Source organism: Paenibacillus sp. FSL H8-0283 (assembly GCF_045040675.1).
GTDB lineage: Bacteria > Bacillota > Bacilli > Paenibacillales > Paenibacillaceae > Paenibacillus > Paenibacillus amylolyticus.
Window position 1 is genome coordinate 4123503 of sequence record NZ_CP150295.1, and the last position, 26887, is coordinate 4150389.

The window sequence follows — 26887 nt, forward strand, 5'->3', positions numbered from 1 at the left end:
TAAAGTATCTACTTTGCTAAGTTAGACGTTTCTCAGATTACAAATTAAAGCGTTCCTGGATTAACTGTGCCACTTCATCCGGACTCTTGTGTGTGTTATCAATCCGTATGTAGTGCTCATACATGATTTCTCCCGGTTCCGAATTCAATCGATATAGCTTCATCGTATCAAGCAAATCTCGCTCAGACCACGCGATGTCTCGCTTTGTTGGCTTATGCAGCAGCCGATGCGGACTCTTGTTACGCTCCAGTCTTTCTGATGCATCAGCCTCCAGTTCCACATAACAGACCTGTCCTCCATTAGATTCGAATAACTCGCTGATTTGACGAATGTACTCTCCGTCTTGCTTCAGGTCAAAAGCCCATACAAATGTAAAAATCAGACCCGGTAGGTCACTCTTCGCCACTTCTTCAAAAATCTCCTGACGGAACAGATTAACCAGTCGTTTGCCTTGTGGTGTTCCATAGCTGAAGAAAGGAGACACCAATTCAATGGTCATGTGGTTATGAAACAATTTTAGCTTTGTTATCTTCTCCAGTTCTTGCCCAACCGTCATCTTGCCCACAGCCTGTGGGCCAAAAATAATCACTAATTTCATTTTCGATCACTCCTGACAAGGTAGTGTTCATTCCATTAATTCAATTTTATGGACATTAAACTCTATAATACCTTCTTAAGGGCAAATAAAAAAGAGGTTTCAAGTGATTCCCTCAACGCGTGAGGGCTTGAAATCTCTTATCTTAGATTACATATGTTTATTTATACTTACCGTCCGATCAGTACCCATCCCCACTTCATCCGGCGCAATCCCGTCGCGCAGATCCATGAGATCAGGAGCGCCACAATATAAGATAGAATGATGCCCACGCTGAAGTGCCGAGCCAGGTCATCTGTGAATTCACGTCTCCAGAAGAGCAGTACAAGTGGATGCATTAAAAATACACCGAACGCAACTGTACCCAAGGAGTCCAGAATACGCGTAGCTTTACGAACCTCGGTATGTTTTCCTGTGCCGATTCGTTCACTAAAGATCAGTAGAAGCAGGCAGGCTGACAAGGTAAACAGATTACGGAACAGGAACAGCACGGTATAGGTTATAACCGGGTATGCAGCAAAAGCGGTTTTGATATAAGCATTACCATATATAAAAATGGCACCTCCACCTAACAACGCAGCTATAAGCACATAACGGTGAGTATACAGTTTCTTCAATGCCCACTCAAAGTTCAACCCAACCCATGCACCAAATCCAATCACGATCAGATAACTGGGTAACAAACTTCCTGTCCGTTCGAAGTGAAACTGCAAATGTAGTGCATAGAAGATCGCTTGGCCCGCAATAAAGAATAATGGCAAGTACCGATTAAACAAACGATGGCGTGTAATGGACAGAAGCCATGGAAAAACGATATAGAATTGAAGAATAATCAGAAAAAAGTACAAGTGCGTATGAGCGGTTCCCATCACTAATTGTTTAGCAAATTGAACACTATGGGTCAAAGGTTCTTTGCCCGCAAGCAACTGTTTAATGGCAAAATAGATAAGGGACCACACCACATAGGGTACAAATACATTAAATAAACGCTTCTTATAAAAAGCGAGCATCCAACCCTTCTCATTCACCTTGGAGCTGTAGTTGTAGAACAAGACCAGGGAGGACAGGAACAGAAACGCTGGAACGGCAAATTGCAAAAACGTGTTCCAGAAATAATACACATCATGATCTAATGTATGCTTGGGGTAATGCGCAACTGCTGTTGAAGTTGCATGAATAGCTACCACTGCCATGATGGCAAAAGCACGATAGAGATCCAGATACTCAATTCGCCGGGGCCGATTAACCGGTTGATTCATAAAGATAACCTCACTTGTGCCTGATATGGGATGATAGTTTCCGGCCGCAATCCAGATTCTATGCTTCATTTTAATCAGCACACGAGGGTAATACAATCATAATCCATATTATTTTCGTTTTATTTCATCATTATTCTTCATTATTCGACATTCTCTATCCAGAATCGTTCAACAACGTTGCCATTGGACTCCACATAGTCTTCATCCCGAATGCCACCATTTCGAAGGATAACCCTTCTGGAAGGCTCATTAACCGCATCACATACGACCAATACTTTGGAGATTCCAAGCTCTCTCGTTTTCTCCAAAGAAAGCCTGAGAATTTCGGAACCATAGCCATTGTGCCGCTCTCCTGGACGAATACCATATCCAATATGTCCTCCACTGTTGAACAATTTATCGTTAAGCTCATGCCTTATATTCACAGCACCCACGATTTGTTGACTCTCCGTGACCAGCCAATATGTACTGTCTTTGACCCAGCCCTCCGGGATGTCGATCCCTTGTTCATTACGCTGCAAAAATGCCAACATCTCATCGAATGCATAAGGATCTTTGGAAATGACCCAAGGAACCATCAATTCTCCACTTCTGACCCATTCTTCATAAAATGCCAAATACGCATCCTTATAGGCTTTTGATGGTTTAATTAATCTAACGTGTTCTTTCCCCATGATCATTACATCCTCCCAACAGATATTGATATTGCCACGTTCTCTCTTCCAAGACACGACGTTCTTGTTCTTCCATCAGAGAGTCATAAAAGATAGCTTTCACTGCATAGGTTGCGGCATGTACCGCATGGCCTTTGACATGGGCCGTTGCAGCTGCGTGTCCCGCCGCACGAGAGGCAGCAGAGGCAGCGACATGATCGGCTTCCCGTGCAGCAGCATGAGCTGCAAAAGCCGCCTTTCGAGCATCAACCATGGTAATCTCTCCACGGATCCAACCTCTTCCTGCGTCAATGGCATCACAGGCGCGGAGATCATCCGTCTTCTTCTCAAATATATACAAGACACGTGCCGCACACTCCGCAGCCCAACAGGCCAATGTATGGTGATCCTGTTGCTTAGCCAAATCCTCTATTTCACTACGTAAAGGGGCATCTTTGAATGCAGGTTTTGCCATGGTCATGCTCCTTTCATTGTTCAAATACTACAAATTTACTCTCAACAAGTTCGAAAAAGGACCTGCGTGTGTGCAGATCCTCTTCAAGTGTACATCTTACCACTTATTCTATCATTATACGGACTCTGTCAATGTAGCCTCCTGAACATCCCGATCCTTTCTCCCATCCGTGTCTTTGTACGTAAATTGGTAACTTCCAGATCCAAGTGTGACTTCAACATCGTCTCCAATGTTTTGAATATCCTGAACTCCACTTATCTGATCCAACGGTTTCCCTTGTTCCAGAACGATCTGTGCACCTGCTCCAGGAAGACGTACCGTACCTCTCGTGTTGGCGGGAATATGCACCCGAATCTCCATTTCACCCTCCACCATCCGGCGCCAGCTTGAAGCAACTTGACCATACATCGTCTCCAGACTCGCTTTCACCCAATCCAGTCCAGGTCCGGGTTGCGGCTCGATATGCACCATTCGGAATCCTGGCTGATGTTCATCGGACCGAATGCCAGCAACATAACGATACAACCATTCTCCAATCGCACCGTACGCATAGTGGTTAAATGAGTTCATATCAGCACTCCAGAGACTGCCATCCTCTTTGATCCCATCCCAATGTTCCCAGACAGTCGTTGCGCCTTGAGTCACCTGATATAACCAGGACGGATAATCCTCTTGAAAAAGTAATGTATATGCCAGGTCATGAAGACCCGCATCACTCAATACCGGATTCAGATAAGGTGTACCCACAAAGCCTGTAGTAAGATGATTGCCCGCCTCTTTCACAAGTTTTGCCAATTGATCGACAGCACGAGTTCGGGCAGTGGCGTCCAGCAGGTCAAATTGAAGCGCAAGAACATGTGCTGTTTGCGTAGGAATAGCAATTTTGCCGGCTGGAGTCACGAATTCATTTCTAAACGCATGAACAATGTTTGTATGCAACTCCTTGAAATATTCAGTATCGTCTGTCTTTCCAAGGACCTCAGCTGCTTTTTGAGTTAACGACACCGAATAGGCATAGAATGCTGTTGCCACATAATCCGTGTCCGTTGCGCCAACATAACTATCAGGCTTGGAGTCCAGTCCCAGCCAATCGCCAAAGTGGAATCCCGTGTTCCACAGATACGGATTGTCACCCTGCACATGAATATACTCGATCCACTGCTTCATACTCTCATATTGTTCGGCCAATAATCTGGCATCCCCATACATCTCATAGATGGTCCAAGGACAGATAACTGCTGCATCCCCCCAAGCGGCTGAGGAATGACTGGTGTCTCCCCATCCTTCTGACGTGGAACTTCTCAGATCCGGAATGAAGAATGGAATACCGCCATCTTCTCCCTGATCCGCTTCCAGATCCCGCAGCCATTTGGTGAAGAAGGGAGCCGTATTCATCAGGTAGGAGGACGTTCGGACAAACATCTGTGCATCCCCGGTCCATCCGAGCCGTTCATCCCTCTGTGGACAGTCTGTCGGCACATCAAGGAAATTCCCCTTTTGCCCCCATAATATATTGTGTTGCAGTTGGTTTACCAGCGGACTGGAGCATGAGAACTGACCTGTTTGCTCCATATTCGAGTGCAGCACTATTCCGGTGAATTCATCCAGACGAACGTGTTCCGGAAAGCCAACCAGCTTCACATAGCGGAACCCTTGGAACGTAAAATGTGGTTCAAATGATTCCACGCCATCCCCCTTGCACGTGTAGCTAATACACTGCTTGGCGGCGCGAAGATTATCGGTGTAAAAGTTGCCTTCATGATCCAATATCTCAGCATGGTGCAGCTCAACCGTCTGACCCGCCTCACCTTGAATGCTGAATCTCACCCATCCCACCATATTCTGCCCCATATCTATTACACGATCTCCCTGTGGGGTTGTTAACAAAGCGATTGGCTGTAGCTGTTCTACTTGGATGACGGGTACATTCTCCTGCGCAACGATGATATCTTTCGGATGCTCCAGTACGTTCACGGGTGACCAATTCGTCTGAGATGAATCCGACCAATCGGACTCCATTCGTGCATCATACGTCTCCCCCATATAGATGTCCGACATACGAATGGCACTTGGAGCAGCCGTCCAATCCCCGTTGGATAAAATACATTCCTCTGATCCATCTGCGTATTTCATATGCAATTCCAGCAGCAATGCGGAAGTCGAACCGAATATCTCCCGTTCTTTGTTCCAGCCGAGATACCCTCGGTACCAGCCATCACCCAGATAAGCGCCTAATATGTTCTGCCCATCCTGAAGTAGATGAGTTACATCATAGGTTTGATACTGTAATCGCTTACGATAAGAGGTCCAACCAGGTGTAAAATAATCTTCTCCTACTCTTGTGTTGTTCATATGCAACTCGTATAATCCAAGTGCTGTCACATATATTCTTGCAGATGTAACAGGTTGTTTCACATTAAACTGCTTGCGCATACGCGGGCATGACGTATCTCCATCATCTGATGGTTGAGCTGTGATCCATTCTGCTTGCCACTTGGTAGGACTATCCATAAGTCCCATCTCGAAATAAGCCGTTTCAGACCAGCCCGAATCACTTCCTGCATCATCCCATGCCTGAATCCGGTAATAGTATCGCGTTCGCGGAGAAGGCTGAAAATGGTTTAATTCCACATGTATGGATTGATCCGTACTTATCTTGCCAGAATCCCATGCAATTCCATCAAAATCTTCCGTCAATGACAGCTGAATCTGGTATGCGGATTGCATGCAGTTCCGACGATCGGATTGCAGCTGCCAGCTTAATCTCGGTGATTTGACATCAAGGCCTATCGGATTAATTCTATACTCACAGCGAAGGTGACTAACGTTGAACATTAGCAGATCGTCCTTTCCATCTTGGCTTCCCATTCGGGGTTACGATATAATTATATCGATCCTGTTGCCCTAAATACCCGGTAATCAGGACTATTTCATCCGGTGATTCAGCCATCTGTGCGAGGAGGTTGCTTGTGAATTCATCTGTACAACTCATGAAAAGTGAATACTTTCTGCATAATCATTTGCAACTTTTTGTCAATCGCTGCTCTGAAGATTTTGTGCTTCCTTTTCACGCACATGATTTTATTGAATATAGCTACGTTGCCGAAGGAAAGGGCTTTCATCATATCGGTGAAGATGTCATTCCGGTGACAAAGGGGATGCTGTTTGTCATTCCTGTCGGCGTTCCTCATGTCTTTCGTCCTGTCAGCACCAACGTAACCGAGCATCCGTTAATTATATATAATTGCTTATTTAATGCTGAATTGATCCACACGCTGACAGCAATCATTCAGGAAAAAGAAATCATTCACCATCTGATGGATCTGGAACAAAATCAGGTTCCTTATATATCCGTTGTGGATCACAACGACCGGATTGAAGAACTAATGGTGAAGCTGTACCGTGAATCCTCTGTTCCGGGAATCGGTTCGTCTACCATGTTATACACCTTGGTAAGCCAGTTGGTATTGATGACCTACAGACAACTTTATCAAAAGGGACATGATGAAGAGCATCATTCCACCGGTTTTGATTACATCCTTCACTATATCAAGGAACACGTAAGCAATCGTATTCGAATGTCTGATCTGGTCCGTGTATCGGGCTGGAGCGAGAAGCAAATTGGACGAATGTTTCTTCGGCATACTGGACAGACCTTTAGTAGCCACCTGCAACACCTCCGTATACAAAAAAGTTGCGAACTTCTAAAGGGTTCACAGCACAAAGTCAGTCTGATTGCCGAGCTGGTCGGATATCGGGATATGGATTCATTCTATGCTGCATTCAGAAAAATAACAGGCGAAACACCTCTCGCCTATCGCAAAAAATCCAGAGCATAGCACTCTGGACAATAAGATTTACTTTCAGACACCAACAACTTGTAACACTTCATCTATGTATGCCTTGGCCTCTTTCCATGAAGACATCAACGGAAAGTTGTATCGCTCACGCTCCTGTATATTCCACGGATGTGGGATACAGATGACCTTTTTGCCGTCCTCATGCGCGGGGATCAGGTTATGTGCTCCATCATCAATGAGCAGATCGAAACCGAGCAAGTTTTTTCTTTTGCATGTAATAAACTGTTCTGCGGTTATAAAAGGCATATGCTGCTGAAGCCAGTTCCACTTCTCAACGACTGTTCTTGGTTCTGCTGCCGTCACAACAATCACATCATAAGCATCGTTCAGCTTTCGCATCTCATCTACAACATATTCGTCGTATAACTCCAATTCCTCGAACAGACCCGGCCGACCATAAAATACATCATGCGTGCTCTCTGGATGACGCAAATGGGATGTATCCCAATGAATCATATCCTCGTAGCGCAACGGATGGGTCGGGAAGTTGAGGTTGTTGTGATATATAGCCCTCTTGACCAGATGACATATCGTGTCATCCATATCTACAGCAATAATAGGCTTCTTCATGGTTATCCCTCCCCCAATACGAACACAGTATACCATCCAGAATGTTATGTAGTCATCTTTTTTACCTTGAAATGCCAATAACGTTGATGAGAATTCTACCTGATTATATTAAAAAGGCGCCCCGGCGCCTAATACCAGCTACGCCCGGGGTGCCTATATAGATTAATCTATTCCAAGTTCTCGCCATTCGAGGCAATGACTTTTTGGTACCAGCCAAAGCTCTTTTTCTTATACCGATTCAATGTGCCTTGTCCGTTGTCATCCTGATCCACGTAGATCACGCCATAACGCTTGGACATTTCCGAAGTGGATGCACTGATGATATCAATCGCTCCCCAGTTGGTATATCCCATCAGGTCCACACCATCCATAACGGCTTCTTTCATTTGTGTAATATGTTTTCTCAGATAATCAATCCGGTAATCATCGTTGATGGAACCGTCTGCTTCAACGGTATCTTTGGCACCAAGGCCGTTCTCTACCACAAACAATGGCAGTTGATAACGGTCATACAGCTCTTTCAGTGCAACGCGCAGGCCGATCGGATCAAGCTGCCAGCCCCACTCTGTACGCTCCAGATTCGGGTTCTTAATTGTACTGTACAGGTTACCTCCAGTTACTCCATATTCCTCTGGGTTCACTGCGGACACCAAGGATGTGTAATAACTGAACGAGATGAAATCAACCGTGTGCTCACGCAGGATCTGCTCGTCCCCAGGTTCCATGGCAATGGTAATCCCGTTCTCTGCCCAATACCGAGCCATGAACGTTGGATAACTACCACGAACTTGTACATCCGTATGCAACAGGTTCAGCTGATTATCGATCTGTGCTTGCAGCACATCCTCTGGCTTCGATGTCGCCGGGTAGTGAATCATACGCGCAAGCATACATCCGATCTGGAAGTTCGGGTTAATCTGACGTGCTTTTTCTGTCACCAGGCTGCTGGCTACAAATTGATGATGAAGTGCCTGATAAGAAGCCTGCATCGTGTTCTCAACCCGGTCTTCAATAATACCGCCACCTGTGAACGGTTCAATAATGGTTGTATTAATCTCATTAAACGTCAACCAGTATTTTACCTTGTCCTTGTATCGATTCATCACGGTTTCCGCATATCTCACAAAGTGTCCAATCACTTCGCGGCCAGCCCAGCCGTTATATTTCAGGACAAGTGCCATAGGCATCTCATAATGCGAGAGTGTTACCAGTGGTTCGATATCGTATTTCCGGAGTTCATCGAAAACTTCGTCATAGAAACGCAATCCCTCTTCATTTGGCTCGGCATCATAACCATTTGGGAAAATACGTGGCCAGTTGATGGACAGTCGGAATGTCTTGAAGCCCAGCTCTGCGAAGAGCGCAATATCTTCTTTGAAACGATGGTAAAAATCAATCCCGTAACGCTTCGGATAACCTACTGCACTGTGATGTGCCATTGCTTTCTCAACCGTTGCACTGGTAACATGCATCAGTTCTCTAAGGTTGGTGTAGTCCTTTTTTTCAAAATAAGGAACCATGTCGGCTGTCGACCATCCTTTGCCACCAGCATCGAATCCACCTTCAGCCTGGTTAGCGGCAATAGCGCCGCCCCATAGAAAACCTTCCGGGAACCCTTGTCGATTAATCATTCGAATCTCTCCTTCTTTTGTTGATATTGTTAGTCTTAAGACGGACAGTTTAGATCTCAGCTTTCAAGACGTCTTCACCCATCGTGATTTCGCCCAATTTCACGGGTAGAACCTGCTTGTAATCAGCCGTATTGGTAACAACCATAGCGGTTGTGATGTCGTATTCTTTTGCAATCTCGGCCAGTTCAAACGTGAGTAATTTGTCTCCAGCCTGTACACGTGCTCCTGTAGCAACATGTGCATCAAAATACTGTCCACGCAGCTTCACCGTGTTAATTCCAACATGAATCAACAATTCCATTCCGTTATCACTGCGGATAACGATCGCATGTTTTGTTTTGAACACATTCATGATGGTACCTGTCACTGGAGAGACCAATTCACCCACCGTTGGAACAAATGCCACACCTTTACCCATCAATTCATCACCAAATGTTGGATCGTTGACTTCTTTGAGCGGGATGGATTTACCTGTCATCGGTGCAACAGCTACTGCATCACTCGTTGGTGTTGGATCGCCCATGTCGTCCACATTTACGGTTGCAGCGTCATTGGAAGTTACTTTCGTTGGAGCTGTAGAAGCACCCGGTGAGAATTGAGCTAACGCCTCTGCATCTCCCTCTTCTTCCTTGATACCAAATATCGTAGACATGATTGCACCCACGATAAAGGCCAAAATCATACCCCCAAAGGAATACCAGAAGGTTTGTCCGATCAGGGAAGGAAGTCCTGGCAGACCACCGTTACCCGCAAGTACATACGCTTTCGCGCCAAAAGCAAGGGCGAATCCGCCACCCACTGCACTACCAATCATAGCTGCGGCAAATGGTTTTTTATACTTCATGTTAACCCCGTACATAGCTGGCTCCGTTACACCCATGAGTGCGGTAAAGCTCGTTGACAATGCCACGGTTTTGAGTTTTTTATCTTTTGCCCGGAAGAATACGCCGAGTGTTGCACCAGCCTGACCCATATTGGAGATAAAGGTTAATGGCAAGAATTTATCAAAGCCCAGTGTAGCGATATTACTCAGGATGATCGGCACAAGTGCATAGTGCATTCCTGTCATAATAATGAGCGCCATCGCGCCGCCAAGAACAATACCTGCAATCAATCCGCCTTCATTCAGCAGCCAGTTGATGCCGCCAGACAATCCGCTACCTACAAATGTACCCAATGGACCGATCGCAATCAGCGTTACTGGAACCATAACAAGTAAGGTAATCAGCGGCACAAGTAGCAGCTTGAGTGCAGCAGGGATAACGCGGTCAACCCATTTCTCAACATAGGACATCAACCATACTGCAAGAAGAATTGGGATGACTGATGAGGCATAACTTACTGCCGTAACCGGGATTCCCAAAAATCCAACCGTTTGACTTCCATCGAGTAACTTTGTCATATCCGGGTACATCAGTGCTGTACCTAGTGCAATCGCGACAAACGGGTTACTGCCGAATTTACGAGCAGCGCTGACTGCAATCAGTAAAGGCAGGTAGTGGAATACGCCGTCACCAATGGCTGAAAGAATACGATACGTATCCGTTCCAGCAGACATCCAACCTACGGACACAAATAGTGCAAGTAATCCCTTGAGCATACCTGCCGCAGTAATCGCTGGAAGCATCGGGGCAAAGACACCTGCGATTGTTTCAAAAATTTTCAGCACGACATTTTGTTTTTTATCCGACTTTGGCTCTTTCTTTTCTGTACTTTGCTGGATTGCCGGATTTTCCTTCACCATGGCATCGAATACTTTTGCCACATCATTACCGATAATGACTTGGAATTGATCGCCGGAAATATTCGTTCCCATGACCTTATCCAGTTTCTTGAGTGAGCCGTTATCAACTTTCTCGTTGTCTTTCAGATCAAAGCGCAAACGTGTGACGCAGTGATAAACTGAGTTAATATTGTTTGTTCCCCCAACGGCTTTAATGATTTCCTGCGCCGTTTCCTGATGTTTCATGATGTTTTCCTCCTCATTTTTCCAATAAAAAATACCCGAACGAATCTAGCGCATATGGATGGCGCCATCTCATTCGGGTATTGCCTGATTGAACAGTAACAAGCCCATAGGATATCCAGTTGTAATTTGATTCTATTGCGTGGACTTTTCGTCCCGCTTGGTTTTCATCAAACGTTCCAGATGGAGCGTTAGATATAACTGCTCAGAGTGAGTCATGTCATACTGATAGTTCTTATGGATAAAAGTCTCGATCTTGCCAATACATTTGAATGTCTCCGGATAGTTCTTCCGAACCACTTCATATAAATACTCCTCAGCATCATCATGTGAAGAATGTGTAATGACACGCTGACAGAAATATTTCAAATGGGTGATGAAGCGGAAATAATTGACGCTATCTTCATCCAATTCGACGTTGAAGTGATATTTGATGATATTCATGATCTCCTGCAACAGCTGCATCAGATGGGTGACATCGTTCATGGAATCATTGACTTCCGCATTGATGAAATGTAAGGCAATATTACAGATTTCATCTTTGGGAAACTCAATATCCAGTCTTTCCTTCAGCAAGGTCAGTGCTTCTCTGGCCACATCATACTCCGCCTTATAGAAGTGCTGAACTTCCCAAGAAAGTGGATTACGAGTAATCATTCCTTTTTCCAAGCGTTGAACAGCAAAGTGAATGTGATCAGACAGCGAGACATAGATCCCGTCACTGATGGTTTTGTTCAATTGCGTTCGTGCCAGTGTCACAATATCATCTGTTGCCTGCAGAATCTCAATCGGCACTTCAGCTACGATGGATTTGAATTTCTCATAAATCGATGCATCCTGAAGACGAAATACCTTCTCAATCCGCTCTTCATCAATCTCATCGCCTGCTTTGAACTTAAATCCGATTCCCCGGCCGAGGATCAGTAGTTCCTGATTTTTGTCATCCACGGTACTGACAATATTGTTATTAAATATCTGTTTAATAATCATTATGGACCCACCTGGTTTTTTTTGAGGAATAAAAAAGGGCAAAACCAAAACAGAAATAATAAAATCATTTCCATAGTGGTTTTGCCCGCATTACCGGTAACAAGCCTCGGATATAATTTATCATAACCTGAAAACGGTGTCAACCCAAAAATAATACCGCTCTATTCCACTTTTTAGATCATATGAAACATTTACCTTTTATGTTATGTTGAAATGCGATATACCCTTTGATATCTAATAATATGACCCAAACTAATCAGGAGGATTCACTTTGAAAAAAATCACTTCATTTACCGCCGTCATTGCTGCCCTCTCGCTATTGTTATCAGCGCCGCCCACCTTGGCCGCAAAATCCAATGAACTCTCGTTAATAGAGAATTACATGTCCGCTGACCAGCTGGATCGGAAGACACAACAACTTTTGAGTGATGAACTAGTTAAACTCGTGGGGAATAGAACATTCAATTCATCAAAATAGACACATCATTTGATCCGTGGGTCATTAACGGAACTATAGATGGAACTGGATTCGCAGATTTCACACAAAGATACGACCCTGATACAAATCATGTCGCGTCCACCCTTATCATGTATGATACCGCTGATCTCAATAAAGTCATGGATAATGCGCTGCGCCTGAAGCTTGATGCCTTCTTAAAAACATTTGAGGATGAAGATATCTTCATTAAAAGTGGTTTTTGGCGTTTCAAAGCTAATGATCAGGAACATGGACATTTACTCCAAAACTACTGGGTCATCTTTGGACCAAGTCAACAACTTTACATCGATGTGGACAAAGGTAATCAAATGTCGGCAATCCTGCAATATAAAATCGATGATTCCTATGCCTGGATGACAAACATAGCACGAAATTCACTCAAAACACTTGGAATACCCTCAGTAAAAGCTTTTGATTACACCTTATTTACCGTAGAAGGAAAAGATATGTTATGGAAGTATAGGGATAACGACAATCTAAATTACGTACATATCGGTAGCAAGACCGGAAAGGTATGGAAAGTCACCAACGAATTAGGTATCAACTGGAAAAATGATGCTGATTTCAAAAAGTCTTTTGCCAAGCCCAAGCTCAGCAAAAACAAAGCACTATCCATCGCTGTACCTACAGTCAGATCTATATTTGGTATTGAGCTAAAAGGTTATTCCGTTCGTATCCAAGAGAACGAGTACACCTTCACGAAAAAAGGAGCCACAACGCTTATCGGTAAAATCAATACAAAAGGCGCATTTTATTCGTTTGAAGCCATTCCTTCAAAAGGGGTAAGAAACTAACTTACATAATAAAAAACAGGCGGCTTGAAGCTCCGATTTCCGGGCATCGAGCCGTCTTATGTTAATATAAACTCCTTAATAAATCAGCATTCATCTAAATTTGCATAAGAAATACTCCGCGTTATGACGACAGTCGATTTGAGCTTGTCATCATACAGCGGAGCCAGTATCATCAATCTATGCTTGACGTGCTTATAAGGAGCCCTTCTCTCGAAGGCCTTTCATCATTACTGGAAGGTCACATTAATCTGTACAATCTCCGAACGACTACTAGTACGAATTGGAGGTCCCCAGAATCCAAATCCTGAGGTTACGATGGAGTGCATAGAGCCCTTTTGCAGATAACCCCAATCGTTCTCATAAATGGCCTGTGTGATGAACTGAGCCGGTGCAATCTGACCACGATGAGTGTGACCAGATACGACCAGATCTACATTATTCTGCTCCGCAATATCCAGATCATACGGCTGATGATCCATCATAAGTACCGGTTGGGTCAAATCAGTGCCTTGCATTAAAGTAGCTACTTCTGCCCGATCCTTCTCTGTTCGGTCTTTCCGACCAATGAGGGTGATCTTGTCATTCAGCACGATCTTGTCATCGTACAAAACTTGCATGTTGCTCTTCTCCAGCGCAGCAATCAGATCTTCAATCGGACCATCGAACTTATCGTGATTCCCGAGTGAAGCATAGACGCCGTATGGAGCCTGAATGTCACTGATAATATCGGCAATTCCGCTATTGAGGTACATATCCAGATTGTCATCAATAATATCTCCAGGATACAGCACCAGATCCGGCTTCAGTGCATTAATTTCCTCCACCATGCGTTTGGCATGTGCAGGGCCAGATAGAAGTCCAAAGTGCATATCGGCAGCCATGACAATGTTGAGCTTGTCTACACCTTCTACTTTTTTATCAATCTGGATATTATATGTTCTGACTACAGGGCTGTAAGCGTTGAAAATTCCGTAACCCAATGTGGACACTAACAGCACCAGCGTAACAACTCCCGCCCATTTCTGTGTGTGATGTCTTGGAATACGGGTTAATCTCAGCAACCACATCGTGAGGTGGACGACGGGCAGGATCAACAATAACAACGAGAAGATTGCCAGCCAGTAAGAACCGATGATACCGAGGAACGAAATGCTTCCAAATACCCGTGCCAAAATGAAGGAAACGGCAAGGAACACAATCGCTATAATATAAAACCATCGAAATCTGGCGGACACAACTGGTTTCATCCAACTCCAACCGCTCCAACCTATGTAGAACACTAATAAACCGTATACGACCAAAAACAATATACCTGCTAATACAAACATGCCCGGTCTAACCTCCACGTCAATAAGTTGTATTCTGAATTTTCATCACGGACACAGGTCCGTCTGAACAAGTATAACGTAGTTGAAGGGTCAGTTCATCTGTTTGCCAAACCCAGATTCGTACATTTTATTACAATTTGATGATATTCAAATTCGAACCATTAACGAGAAAAAGCATTCCCGCTGCCGCCCTGAATAGCTAAATTCAAGGGCAACTGCAGGAATGCTATATTTTCGGAATTAAAATTACTCGTTTGTGTCCATCCACTGGAAGTGGAATGAACCTTCTTTGTCCACACGTTTGAATGTGTGAGCACCGAAGTAGTCACGTTGTGCTTGCAGCAAGTTGGCTGGCAAACGTTCTGTACGGTAGCTGTCGTAGTAAGACAGTGCGCTGGAGAATCCAGGTACTGGAATACCTTGTTTTACAGCAGCCGCTATAACTTCACGCCATGCACCTTGATAAGATTCAACGATGTTTTGGAAGTAAGGATCCAAGAGCAGGTTTTTGAGTTCTGCATCTTTGTCATATGCTTCTTTAATGTTTTGCAAGAACTGCGAACGGATGATGCAACCACCACGGAAGATCATGGCAATGTTACCGTATTTCAGATCCCAGCCGTATTCATCGGAAGCTGCACGCATTTGTGCAAATCCTTGTGCATAGGATACGATTTTACTTGCAAACAATGCTTTACGCACGTTCTCGATGAACGCTTTTTTGTCGCCAGAGAATGCTTCAGTTGCTGGTCCATTCAGGATTTTGCTAGCTGCTACACGCTCGTCCTTCATCGCAGAGAGGAAACGGGAGAATACGGATTCCGTAATCATGGACAATGGAACGCCGAGATCCAGCGCACTTTGGCTTGTCCATTTACCTGTTCCTTTTTGTCCAGCCGCGTCCAGAATAACGTCAACCATTGGTTTGCCTGTTTCTGGATCGTATTTGGAGAAGATATCTGCCGTGATTTCGATCAGGTAGCTGTCCAGCTCCCCTTGATTCCACTCGGTGAAGATCTCATGCAACTCTTCAACGGAAACGTTCAATACGGATTTGAGCAAGTGATAAGCTTCACCAATCAACTGCATATCTCCGTACTCGATACCGTTATGCACCATTTTCACATAGTGTCCAGCACCGTCTGGTCCGATATATGTGCTGCAAGCGTCATCGCCAACTTTGGCAGAGATCGCTGTAAGGATCGGTTCTACCAACTGATAAGCACTTTCCTGACCGCCTGGCATGATTGCCGGGCCTTTCAGTGCGCCTTCTTCACCACCGGATACACCTGCTCCGATGAAGCGGAAACCTTTTTCTTCCAGTTCTTTACTGCGACGTTGTGTGTCAGGGAAGTAAGCATTACCTCCATCGATAATAATGTCGCCTTGATCCAGATGAGGAAGCAGTTGCTCGATCGTTGCATCTGTTGCTTTACCTGCTTGGACCATGATCAGAATTTTACGCGGAGACTCCAGGGATTCCACGAATTCTTCAATAGTGAACGCACCTGTCAGGTTTTTACCTTCTGCTTCTTTCAGAAGATCGTTCGTTTTCTCCGGGGAACGGTTAAATACCGCTACCGAGAAACCTTTGCTTTCAATATTCAAAGCCAAGTTTTTACCCATTACTGCCAATCCAATAACACCAATCTGTTGTTTACTCATTATGTCCTCCCAATACTCCATTATTTATATAGTAAGTTGAAACGAATGAATGGTTATAGATTATTGTACTGTTTTTTTCCAGTCCGCTGCAAATTTGTCCATACCTTGATCTGTCAGCGGGTGTTTGGAGATTTGTTCAATGACGGAGAATGGAACAGTAGCGATATGTGCTCCCGCCATTGCTACACGTGTAACGTGATCCGGATGTCTTACAGAAGCCGCAATAATCTGTGCATCCAGGTTATGTGTACGGAACAATTCAGCAATTTTGGTAACCAATTGTACGCCATCTTCGGAGATATCATCAAGACGTCCCAGGAATGGGGATACATATGTCGCACCAGCACGAGCAGCCAGAAGCGCCTGGTTCACAGTGAAGATCAACGTTACGTTGGTTTTCACACCTTTTTTGGTCAAGTAACGGCAAGCTTCAAGTCCTGCAAGTGTCATTGGCAATTTGATCGTAATGTTTTTGTCGCTGTTGTTAATTTTGATCAATTCGTCTGCTTGCGCGATCATTTCTTCAGCAGTAAGGGCATCTGGTGTCACTTCCGCAGAAACGGACTCCACTTCAGGTACCAAACGCAAGATTTCTTCAATACGATCTTCGAATTTCACGCCCTCTTTGGCTACCAAAGATGGGTTTGTTGTTACGCCAGACAATACGCCGATTTTGTATGCTTTTTGGATATCTTCCACGTTAGCTGTATCGATAAAAAATTTCATGATTGAATTACCTCCAGATATATTTTTTATTTTGGTTTAGAGATTCGCATTAACCGCCAAGGGTATGCTATTTGTAACTACAGACTCCTGATCCGCCGGCTCATCAAACCACCAGTGGTGACCTTCTTCTTCAAGCATAACATCTGATTCAACCGGTCCATAGCTACCCGCAGGATACAGGTGAAGTGGCAACAGATTTTCCTGGAATGCATCCAGAATTGGCTGCACCCATGCCCATGACAATTCTACTTCATCCCAGTGGGCAAAGAAGGTTGGATCACCCAGCAAAGCATCACGAATCAGATTCTCGTAAGCTTCCGCAAGGTCACCTTTGTCCGGAGAAAGATCAATATGAACCGGTTTGAATTCACCTTTATTCTCAGGATCACTTGCATTCAGTTGCAATGTCATGCTCTGATCCGGACTCATCTCAATGACAAGCAGGTTTGGCTTGGAACCCTTGTTTTTCAGCACATTTGTCTGTCCTGAAGGTTCTTTGAATTCAATCACGATACGTGTTGATTTCTCCTTCATTCTTTTACCCGTGCGAATGTAAAACGGAACACCACGCCAGAAGAAATCATCAATTTGCAATTTGGCAGCAATGAATGTGTCATTCATCGTATTCTCGGCTACACCCGGTTCAGCAGTATACGCATTTACCGGTTTACCTTGAATGTTGCCTTCTGCATACTGTCCACGGATGATGTTTGCGCCCACAGTTTGTTTTTGTAACGGCTGGATCGATTCCATAATGTGTTTTTTCTTCAATCCAACTTTTTCGGAAGTACTGTTGTATGGAAGCTGGATCGCCATCATCATGAGCAATTGCAACATATGATTCTGGAACATGTCTCGCACTGCACCAACATGATCATAATAGGATGCACGTTCTTCGACACCTACAGTCTCATTCGCCGTAATTTGCACATTGGAGATGTAACGGTTGTTCCATAACGCCTTCATGATTGGGTTACTCTGATGCAACGTCTCCAGACGCTGTACCATCGGTTTGCCCAAATAGTGGTCAATCCGATAAATCTCTTCCTCCGTGAACGATTCGCTTAATTTGCGATTAAGGTCTCTAGCGGACTGCAGGTCGTGACCAAATGGCTTCTCGATGACGAGACGTTTCCAACCCTCTGTGGAACCCAGTCCACTTTCTTGAATGTTCTCGGCAATCGGTTCGAAGAATTCCGGACCAACCGAGAGATAAAACAAGCGATTGGACGGAATGCCAAGCTCAGCTTCTCTTTGTTCAACTAATCCCAACAGCTTTATATAATCTTCCTTATGGCTTATATTCAATACACTGTAGCGGAAAGCTTTTACAAATGACTTCACAACTTCAGGATCAGCTTGGCGTCTGGAAAATTCATTAAGTGATTTTTCCACTTGTGCCTGAAAGAATTCATCAGACCAATCTCTACGCCCCAGACCAATCAATGAGAAGGTTTCAGGAAGCTTCTGCTCAAGATATAAGTTATATAAGGCAGGATATATTTTTCTTTTGGCTAAATCGCCAGTAGCACCAAATAAAACAATGGTAGTTGGTTCCATCTCACCGTTCTCCTTCCAAGTAACTCTGGTTTCTTTGTTGTAGTTACACTATAATACGTTTTATAGCTATACAAGTAATTAATATATTTCACAGGAGCTATAGACCACATCTATGACTACAAATTACGAACTATATAAAGTCTTTTATTGGGCCGCCAAAACGGGAAGTTTGACACAGGCTGCGAAAGCACTGTATATCACTCAACCCAGCGTCAGTCATGCCATTAAGCAATTGGAAGAGAGCTTTGGTCTTACCTTGTTTTATCGAAATTCCAAGGGTGTAGCGTTGACACAGGAAGGTGCCAGTCTATACTCCTATATTGAACAATCCCAGATTCTGATCTCACTTGCGGAAGAAAAAATGGCCGCACTGAAGAATCTCGACAATGGTGAACTCCGGATTGGTGGCAGTGACTCCCTGTTCAAGCATTACATGCTGGCGTATCTAGAGGAATTCCACACCTTGTACCCTAACATCAAGCTACATCTGAGTCATGGAACTACCCCGGAAGTGATTACCTTTCTGAAAGAAGGCAAGATCGATCTTGGTGTTGTTCGGATGCCCATTGTTGATCCACAGCTAGAAGTCAGGGAAAGTATTCAGTTGAAGGACTGTTTTGTAGCTGGGGAACGTTATGCTCAGTTGAAGGGTAAAATCATGACACTTGAGATGCTTCTGGAGAATCAACTGATCCTCTTCTCCCGGAACAGCCGTGTTCGGATGGCTATAACTGAGTTGTTTAACAGCTATAATTACACGTTGAAACCTGAGATTGAGGTTGGTAGTGTTGATCTGTTGATTGAGTTTGCGCGTCGAGGACTGGGGATTTCCTATGTCACACGTGAATTTATCTCCAAAGAGCTGGAGGAAGGCTCTCTCTTCGAAATTCAGCTTGATGTCCCGCTCCCCCCTTCCCATGTGGGGATTATGACCAAACGCAATATGCCGATCTCTCTGGCAGCCAACCGGTTTATGGATCTCATTTTCAAATCCTGAGTGGTCACAATGTCAAAAGGTACAACAAAGAGCCCCACCGTCCAGTTATGGATGATGAGGCTTTTTGGCCTGTATAAAAATTTGTGTTTATCTAACGATTAAAGACTCACCAGATAGGACGCGTCCAATATAAGGGCAACCTTACCATTACCGAGGATCGTTGCTCCAGATAGATGGTTCATCGCTCCCAGATACGTACCGAGCGTCTTAATAACGACTTCCTGATTTCCTATAATCTCATCTACTGCGTAAGCTGTAATTTTATCAACGGAACGCACGATCACCAGTGGAATGGTCTTGGATTTGCGGTCTGTTCGTGGATAGTTGAGCCTGTCACACAGTCGGTGAAAAGGTACAATTCGTCCATGATTCAGGATCGCTTGTTGCCCCTGGATCATCTGAATATCTTCAGGTGAAATTCGAACAATCTCAGCAACATTATACATCGGCAAGATCAGCACACGACCCGATACTTTGACTAACAGACCTTTAATAATCGCCAGTGTGAGCGGTAGACGAATCGTAAACGTGGTGCCCACACCAACCTCCGTATCAATATCAATGATGCCGTTGAGTCGCCCGATCTGACTACGCACGATGTCCATTCCAACACCGCGTCCTGATACTTCACTGACAGAAGAAGCCGTCGAGAAGCCAGGTTCAAATATGAGGTGGACAGCTTCCTGTGTTGTTAGGCGTGCAGCCTGTTCCTCACTAATGATGCCCTTGCCCAAGGCGGAAGCTTTAATCTTCTCACCATCGATACCTTTGCCATCATCCGAATAACGAATGACAACATGATTTTCTTCATGAAACGAAGTTAATGTAATACGTCCTTTGGACGGCTTACCGTTCTCCGCCCGAATCTCTGCACTTTCAATGCCATGATCTGCACTGTTGCGGATGAGATGGATCAGCGGGTCACTCAGTTCTTCAATAATCATCCGGTCAAGCTCAGTCTCTCCACCTTGAATAACCAGTTCCAGATCCTTACCCAGCTTCTGTGATAGGTCACGAACCAATCTCGGGAAGCGACTGAATAGTTGATCAATGGGTAACATCCGTGTCTTCATTACACCTTCTTGGAGTTCCTTGATTACCCTGCCCATATGATCGGATACACCACTAATACTCCGGATGAGTGTTGAAGACTCCTTACGCGCACCCGATCCACTCAGATCTGCAAGGGATGTCTGATCAATTAGCAGTTCACCGACCAAATTCATCAAATGGTCCAGACGTTCAACACTCACACGAACTGTAGGTTGAGCAGCTTTCACTTTCTCATCCGGCCCAGTTGTATTCACGGTAGGAAAGCTTTGTTTCGTTTGCTCTGTTTCAGAGATTAATTCAAGTGGTGCAGACGTCGCTGCAACCTCATTGGATTCCAGCAGATATGGATCAATCTCCAGCATATGAATATCCGAGTCTGAAGACAGCTCTGCCTTAAGCTGCTGTTGGTCATTCGACGTTGCTACGATGATGATGAACTGACCATAATGATCATCTTCATTCTGTGCGCCCGGCTGACTCTCCATGAGCGAAGTAGCGACAACCGTACCACAGATATCCTCAATGCGTTGTCGTAAAATATGATATCTGGCCGCTTTCATCATGCACTTCTGCTCCAGCACAACATGAATGGACAATAACTGCTTGCCTGACACAATAGCTACCTGTGCCATAATCGACTCTGCTGGTTGCAATTGAGGTGTTTTAAGTTGCTCGACTACTGTCGGGGTATGAATTAAATCCTTTATTTCTCTTACTACTGCTCGAAAATCTGCATAGGCTTCCCCACGGATGTACTGATCACGAAGCACCTTCATGGCGTCCAAAGAGCGGAACAACGTATCAATTAGCTCCGAAGTCATCTCCGGTTTTTTCTCTCGGACCCATTCAAGAGCATACTCCACTTCATGCGTAAGGTCGCTTAATTCACGGAAATCCATAGTGGATGCCGATCCCTTGATGGTATGGGCTGCCCGAAACAGCGTCTGAACCAGTTCTACAGAAGGCGAAAGCTCCAATGCCAATAAAGACTGATCCATACGTTCCAGTTGATCATTCAGTTCTTCGATAAAGATGTCACGGTAGGCAGACAAATCCATCATTCGTGTATTCCTCCCTAACCGCCCAATATTTCGTCCAGTTTCAAAATGCCCACAAGCTTGTCTTCCTGTTGACCCACACCATGGAATAAACCTTCACGGTTACGACCATATCCGCCGGTTGGCGGATGTATTTCGGAATATGTGGTTACCTTGTTCACGCGATCCACGATCAAGCCAATATATTCTTCCTGATGTCGAACTACGATAATACGCGTTGCTCTGGTGTCCGGTTCATCCGGCATACCCAGCAGGTTCCGCAGACTCATCACACATACAACCTTGCCACGCAGATTGACTACCCCTTTGATCTCTGGACGGCTAAATGGAATATCTGTGATGCTCAGCATTTTAATAATTTCGTGAATTTCTTCGATTCGAATGGCGCAAGTCTCTGCACCTACAGACAGTTCAATATATTGTTCCTTCTGAAGTGAAGACATCAATTCACCCTCAATTCAATTTTATTAATTTGTTTTGAAGGCCGCTGCCGAATTCGCCAGTTCTTCCGCCAGATGTGCCAAAGACTGGCATGTTGCCGCTGTCTCTTCAGACGCTGCAGCGGATTCCTCACTGGAAGCCGAGATGGATTCAACAGAGCTCATCACCTCTGCGGCTTGGGCTGCTTCCTCTTCACATGCAGCAGCAATTTCGTTTACTTTCTGTGAGGAGTTATTGACCATGTCAATGATCTGATCAAACGCCTGTCCAGTCATGGAAGACTGCTCAACACTGGCTGCTACAGCCTGTACACTTTGTCTCGTATTTTCCTGCATTGCTTTGATGATGGCTGTAATTTCTTTGGTCGCCTCGCCACTTCGTTCGGCAAGCTTCCGGACTTCATCTGCTACTACGGCGAATCCTCGTCCTTGTTCTCCGGCACGTGCCGCTTCAATTGCAGCATTCAGCGCTAGCAGATTGGTCTGCTCAGCAATATCGTCAATCACTTCAATGATGTCACCGATTTTACGAGAATCATCTTCAAGCTTGGTCATTTTTGTATTAACAGCTTGCATACCTTCCAATGAAGTCTGTACAACAAGTCCACCTTCACGAGCAGTCTTCACCGTATCGTTGGACAGTTCAGCCGCTTCTTCCGCACTTGCAGCGACGGAGTTAATGGCAAGTGAAAGCTCCTTGAACAATTCGGAGATATTTCCCGCCTCACTGGATTGGCTTGTGCTGGTGCTCGCAATTTCCTGTGTGCTGGCTGAGATCTGTTCCGAAGAAGCAGCAACACTTTGGGAGTTCATCACGATATTGTTAATTAACTCTTTCAGATTATCGACCATCCGATTCAGTGCCGCGGCTAGTTGACCCACTTCATCTTTGCTGGATATGTCTGACTTAAGGGTGAGATTTCCGTTGGCAACTTCCGTAGCTAGACCCAGCATAGCCATGAGCGGCTTCGAAATGGAGCGAGAGATGATATATCCAATGAGAATACTGAAGAGTACGGACAGAACCACAAGAATTATCGTTACTTTAAATGCTTGTGAATAGGCAACCTGAGATTGTATATTCGCCTGTTCAGCCATATTTTCATTAAGGTCGATCAAATTGGTAAGGAGTTCTACAATCCTGTCTCCTTGTGGTTTAAGCTCAGATTTAAGGAAGGTATTAAAGGCACTTTGATCATCTGCGACAGCCAGATTAGTTGCTCGTTCAAACATTGTTAAATATCCTGGATATTCCGCATCAAAATTACGGAGTAACTCTATTTCTTCAGGGGTTGTTGCAAGCGGACGATAGATGGTCAGGCGATCATTCACACTCTGACGGATCGAAGCGATGTTCTCCGTGATCCGAGTTTTTTCGGTTTCAACGGTTTCGAAGCTCAAATCACGCACGTTCACACGCATTCTTTGATAATCAATCTGAGCAGATGATAATTCTTTGACAGAGATTAGATTGTTGTTATACATCTCTTGCATTCGTTCATTCGTACTTCTCAATGTTACTACAGAGTAGACGCCAAGCGCCGCAAGGATTATCGACACAACTAAAAACGCTGAGATAATCTTTGTTGCTGTTTTCAAATTTCCAAACCACTTCATGTAATCTCCTCCTAGGCATCGTAGTGTCCAGTTATGTATATAACGCTTGGTAAACCCTTCTCCTGGTCGCGCTCCAGACAACTTACGATCTATTTCGACATAAATATATTAAAACTGAATAGGAGATTTTTATTTCTATAAATTTGCACTATTATGAATTTTTATTTCAGATATAAAGAATCTTCTTTTTAATATAATTTATACTTTTTACCTATTTAACGGTTATTTCTACTTACACATACACGTATATTCAGCATTCTGCATTGACTTTCACATACATCTCCATACAAAAATTTCATGTGAGATGATCTTCTTATATTTATACAAGAATTTATATAGTTCTTACGCCTAACAAATATCATTGTCCACACAAAAAATTATGTATTTTTGCTGTACACACTCAACATTTCAAGACCTTAGTCTAATAAATGATTACTTATACTGAGTCCATTTTCCCATAAAAAAAACCAAACCCGAATCAACAAAGTTTGGTTATGAAGCAAAAAATACACTTTAAATTAACATAAAACCCGTTTAAAACTAATTACTTATGTGTTATATAACTGCTCCAGTTCAATTAAGCGATCCTTAATCCTGTGCGGAATAATTCCAAACAGACTATCCCACGTCATGAACATCTCCGGTTTTAGTAAATATTCTTCGAACTTCATGGTAGGTACAAACGCTTTCGTCTGCAGATAACGCTCCACCTGAGCATCGATCTGTTCATTTGTTTCAAAATAATCTTGAAACAACTTATTCACAAGTAGCCCATCACATCCAGCTTCGGCACCTGCTGCACTATACAGGTTTGGCAATAACTCAAATACAACCGGAAGTGGTGAGAAAGCATGTTTGCCAGGCTGTGAGTACAGACATACATGATGTCCAACCACATTGACCCGTTCCTTCAATAATCCGCGTAGCACCTTCCCATGAAAGCTGGCTTCACAGTCTACTACCTCTCCGTCATGACCCACATAAACCCATACATGCTCCATTTCATACAGATGTCCAATCTCATAATCCCACCAGATTGCATATTCAATTACATATTGTACTACCTCGGTCGGAAACTTAATGTCCCTTCTGAACGATGGTGAAGACCCAGATTGATACAACACAGAAATGCCAACAAAATCAGGATAGAAGGGTTCGGCTCTGTCAAACATCAAAATAGGTGCATAACTCATTGCAGTTTCAAGCGTTTTCATTTCTGACATGTTCATTCATGAGTCCTCCGTTTTTGTTGGATGTTCATACTATACTAACAGAGAACGTAACCCACTGACTCAGGCATTTTGAATTTTTTTCTAATATAATACCAACCCCTCCATGGACTTCATACGATTATTACATCGACACATCAAAAAGCCTGCAACTGATATTCTCCAGTTACAGGCTGTGTACTTTGATAATAAATAAGGAATCTTGAATTAAGATTTCAGCTTATTGGATGGTGACACGGACGTCTTGGAAGGTGAAGTCGATTGATCAGAAACCTGCGTATCACACCCTATTGGAGGGCCCAGAATCGCATCATTTTTAATGGAAGCAACAGCTCTCGCATATGCCTCTTCATCCAAACAGTACGCGCGGTGAGCCACTTCCGGCGGTGTAGCTGCCAAGAAATCCGCTCCAAATACAATATCAGGCGTTGGTTGATCGAAGATAGTTAATACATATACATCATCTGTCTCAGCCACAAACCAGTGAAACCAGCCTTTCGGAAATACCACAACCTGACCTGGTTTCAGACGATATGTCAATCGTTCACGCGTAAACGGATTAAAGACTGACGCTGTAATTTCACCGGTGATGACCACAACCATCTCCGTGACATTGGTGTGCCAGTGTGGCTGCACAATGATTCCTTTGCTTAAGTACACGTTGAAGAACCCATTTGCAATGGTCGGCAGCTGTTCTCCAAACAACTGGGTTACATAGTTGCGTGAATCCCTCTGATAATTGACAACCGCATTGGAATCGGCTGCCAGCGGAACATTCGGGGCTTGTAAAATCGGATTCATCATACGATCATTTCTCCTCCTTGGGCATACATCTCATTGTTGTACTGTATGCCGGAGAATAGAAAGATAATACCGTTGACACATGTTATATATTGTTTTTAATCCTGAACTTTAGGTTTCTTAGAATCTTGTATAAACAAACTAGACTTGACCAGGGAATCTGCCTCCGGCTGCAATGCCTTGGGGAGATATGTGATCTATCTGGTTCATCTCATCATCCGTAAGCGAAACCTGTAGCGCCCCTAAGTTCTCGTAAACTCTTTCCAGATTGCGAGTCCCCGGGATCGGAACGATATGTTCTCCCTTTCCAAGCAACCAAGCCAGAGCAAGTTGAGAGACCGTACACCCTTTTTGCTTAGCCATCTCTTGGATCAATCCAACAACCTCCAGATTTTTCTGAAAGTTCTCACCTTGGAAACGCGGATAGTGACGACGATAATCATCTTCCGGCAGATCGTCTATAGAACGGATCTGACCTGTCAGGAAGCCCCGCCCCAAAGGGCTGTATGGAACCAAGCCAATGTTCAATTCATGCAGGACAGGCATAATCTCATCCTCAAGCTCTCGACTCCATAATGAATATTCGGTCTGCAACGCTGTAATCGGATGAACAGCATGTGCACGCCGAATGATCTCCACTGGCGCTTCGGACAAACCAATATATCGAATCTTCCCCTGTTGAACCAGATCGGCAAGTGTGCCTACGGTCTCTTCAATGGGTGTATTCGGATCAGGACGATGTTGATAATACAGATCGATATAATCCATTCCCAGGTTGTAGAGACTCGCATCTACTGATTTTTTGATGTAGGCCGGATCTCCCTTGGGGCCCTGCGTGTGTGTTATACCAAATTTGGTGGCAACGATTGCTTTGGATCTTCGACCTTGAAGCGCGCGTCCAAGCAGTTTTTCATTCCCACCAAATCGCTGTTTTTCATACTCTCCGTACAGATCCGCCGTATCAAACATGGTGACTCCTGCATCCAGCGCACCCTGAATGGTATGTACAGATTCGTCATTATCCGGCATCATCATCACACCCAGGCCGAGCGCAGATATTCGTAATTTATCATTTCCCAGTGTTCTTGTTTTGAGCATGTGGCTCCCTCTTTTCATCTTGA

The 26887-nt window shown here is 44.3% G+C and carries 23 protein-coding genes; 4 read left to right on the top strand and 19 right to left on the bottom strand.

Annotated elements, in window-relative coordinates; all coding sequences use genetic code 11:
• Positions 1–37: 37 nt before the first annotated feature.
• The 5 genes from MHI52_RS18325 to MHI52_RS18345 form a co-directional block, all read right to left on the bottom strand.
• Positions 38–598, bottom strand: a complete 561-nt coding sequence (locus tag MHI52_RS18325) for a shikimate kinase (protein WP_405157419.1) — start codon at positions 596–598, stop codon at positions 38–40.
• Between the two features lie 167 nt (positions 599–765).
• A complete protein-coding gene (locus tag MHI52_RS18330) occupies positions 766–1923 on the bottom strand; it encodes an acyltransferase (protein ID WP_405157420.1) in 1158 nt (385 codons plus the stop codon).
• A gap of 71 nt (positions 1924–1994) precedes the next feature.
• Entirely contained in the window at positions 1995–2534 is a 540-nt protein-coding gene (locus tag MHI52_RS18335) for a GNAT family N-acetyltransferase (RefSeq protein ID WP_127547564.1), read from the bottom strand.
• Positions 2509–2982 carry a putative immunity protein gene (locus MHI52_RS18340; RefSeq protein ID WP_127547562.1) on the bottom strand — a complete coding sequence of 158 codons (474 nt, stop codon included), beginning with the start codon at positions 2980–2982 and terminating at the stop codon, positions 2509–2511. Before MHI52_RS18340 ends, MHI52_RS18335 begins: the two co-directional genes overlap by 26 nt.
• Before the next feature lie 114 nt (positions 2983–3096).
• Complete coding sequence (locus tag MHI52_RS18345; RefSeq protein WP_405159400.1) at positions 3097–5817, bottom strand: family 78 glycoside hydrolase catalytic domain; 2721 nt, start codon at positions 5815–5817, stop codon at positions 3097–3099.
• Between the two features lie 155 nt (positions 5818–5972).
• Here MHI52_RS18345 and MHI52_RS18350 point away from each other — a divergent pair, with 155 nt between their 5' ends.
• Positions 5973–6821 carry a helix-turn-helix domain-containing protein gene (locus tag MHI52_RS18350; RefSeq protein ID WP_405157421.1) on the top strand — a complete coding sequence of 283 codons (849 nt, stop codon included), beginning with the start codon at positions 5973–5975 and terminating at the stop codon, positions 6819–6821.
• A 24-nt stretch (positions 6822–6845) separates the two neighbouring features.
• Here MHI52_RS18350 and MHI52_RS18355 read toward each other — a convergent pair whose 3' ends face one another.
• The 4 genes from MHI52_RS18355 to licT all read right to left on the bottom strand — a co-directional run bounded on the left by MHI52_RS18355 (position 6846) and on the right by licT (position 11999).
• Positions 6846–7412 (bottom strand): 5' nucleotidase, NT5C type, encoded by a 567-nt coding sequence (locus MHI52_RS18355; RefSeq protein ID WP_036613472.1) that lies wholly within the window; start codon positions 7410–7412, stop codon positions 6846–6848.
• 167 nt (positions 7413–7579) lie between these two features.
• Positions 7580–9043: a glycoside hydrolase family 1 protein gene (locus MHI52_RS18360; protein ID WP_405157422.1), complete on the bottom strand. Its 1464-nt coding sequence runs from the start codon at positions 9041–9043 to the stop codon at positions 7580–7582.
• Positions 9044–9092: 49 nt separating this feature from the next.
• Complete coding sequence (locus tag MHI52_RS18365) at positions 9093–11012, bottom strand: beta-glucoside-specific PTS transporter subunit IIABC (RefSeq protein ID WP_405157423.1); 1920 nt, start codon at positions 11010–11012, stop codon at positions 9093–9095.
• 132 nt (positions 11013–11144) lie between these two features.
• The gene (gene licT / locus MHI52_RS18370; RefSeq protein ID WP_036613466.1) at positions 11145–11999 is read right to left on the bottom strand and encodes a BglG family transcription antiterminator LicT; all 855 of its coding nucleotides are present in this window, start codon (positions 11997–11999) and stop codon (positions 11145–11147) included.
• 271 nt (positions 12000–12270) lie between these two features.
• On the opposite strand from licT, the gene MHI52_RS18375 reads away from it, so the two are divergent.
• Complete coding sequence (locus MHI52_RS18375) at positions 12271–12477, top strand: hypothetical protein (protein ID WP_405157424.1); 207 nt, start codon at positions 12271–12273, stop codon at positions 12475–12477.
• 110 nt (positions 12478–12587) lie between these two features.
• A complete protein-coding gene (locus MHI52_RS18380; protein ID WP_405157425.1) occupies positions 12588–13292 on the top strand; it encodes a hypothetical protein in 705 nt (234 codons plus the stop codon).
• 227 nt (positions 13293–13519) lie between these two features.
• On the opposite strand, the gene MHI52_RS18385 is transcribed toward MHI52_RS18380, so the two are convergent.
• The 4 genes from MHI52_RS18385 to zwf form a co-directional block, all read right to left on the bottom strand.
• A complete protein-coding gene (locus MHI52_RS18385; protein ID WP_047843462.1) occupies positions 13520–14620 on the bottom strand; it encodes a metallophosphoesterase in 1101 nt (366 codons plus the stop codon).
• A gap of 246 nt (positions 14621–14866) precedes the next feature.
• Positions 14867–16285 (bottom strand): NADP-dependent phosphogluconate dehydrogenase, encoded by a 1419-nt coding sequence (gene gndA, locus MHI52_RS18390; protein ID WP_036613463.1) that lies wholly within the window; start codon positions 16283–16285, stop codon positions 14867–14869.
• Positions 16286–16345: 60 nt separating this feature from the next.
• On the bottom strand, positions 16346–17011 hold the full coding sequence (gene fsa, locus MHI52_RS18395) for a fructose-6-phosphate aldolase (RefSeq protein ID WP_036613461.1): 666 nt from the start codon (positions 17009–17011) through the stop codon (positions 16346–16348).
• Positions 17012–17047: 36 nt separating this feature from the next.
• Complete coding sequence (gene zwf, locus MHI52_RS18400) at positions 17048–18571, bottom strand: glucose-6-phosphate dehydrogenase (protein ID WP_036613459.1); 1524 nt, start codon at positions 18569–18571, stop codon at positions 17048–17050.
• Positions 18572–18683: 112 nt separating this feature from the next.
• Here zwf and MHI52_RS18405 point away from each other — a divergent pair, with 112 nt between their 5' ends.
• Entirely contained in the window at positions 18684–19568 is an 885-nt protein-coding gene (locus tag MHI52_RS18405; protein WP_405157426.1) for a LysR family transcriptional regulator, read from the top strand.
• Positions 19569–19666: 98 nt separating this feature from the next.
• Here the strand turns inward: MHI52_RS18405 and MHI52_RS18410 are convergent, their stop codons facing one another.
• From MHI52_RS18410 to MHI52_RS18435, 6 genes are all read right to left on the bottom strand, one after another.
• Positions 19667–21682 (bottom strand): chemotaxis protein CheW, encoded by a 2016-nt coding sequence (locus MHI52_RS18410; RefSeq protein ID WP_405157427.1) that lies wholly within the window; start codon positions 21680–21682, stop codon positions 19667–19669.
• A gap of 14 nt (positions 21683–21696) precedes the next feature.
• Complete coding sequence (locus MHI52_RS18415) at positions 21697–22122, bottom strand: chemotaxis protein CheW (protein WP_017687852.1); 426 nt, start codon at positions 22120–22122, stop codon at positions 21697–21699.
• 24 nt (positions 22123–22146) lie between these two features.
• Positions 22147–23736 (bottom strand): methyl-accepting chemotaxis protein, encoded by a 1590-nt coding sequence (locus tag MHI52_RS18420; RefSeq protein WP_405157428.1) that lies wholly within the window; start codon positions 23734–23736, stop codon positions 22147–22149.
• A gap of 548 nt (positions 23737–24284) precedes the next feature.
• The gene (locus tag MHI52_RS18425) at positions 24285–24965 is read right to left on the bottom strand and encodes a hypothetical protein (RefSeq protein WP_405157429.1); all 681 of its coding nucleotides are present in this window, start codon (positions 24963–24965) and stop codon (positions 24285–24287) included.
• Positions 24966–25172: 207 nt separating this feature from the next.
• Positions 25173–25769 carry a cupin domain-containing protein gene (locus tag MHI52_RS18430; protein WP_036613444.1) on the bottom strand — a complete coding sequence of 199 codons (597 nt, stop codon included), beginning with the start codon at positions 25767–25769 and terminating at the stop codon, positions 25173–25175.
• A gap of 138 nt (positions 25770–25907) precedes the next feature.
• Positions 25908–26864: an aldo/keto reductase gene (locus MHI52_RS18435; RefSeq protein ID WP_405157430.1), complete on the bottom strand. Its 957-nt coding sequence runs from the start codon at positions 26862–26864 to the stop codon at positions 25908–25910.
• Between the last annotated feature and the right edge of the window lie 23 nt (positions 26865–26887).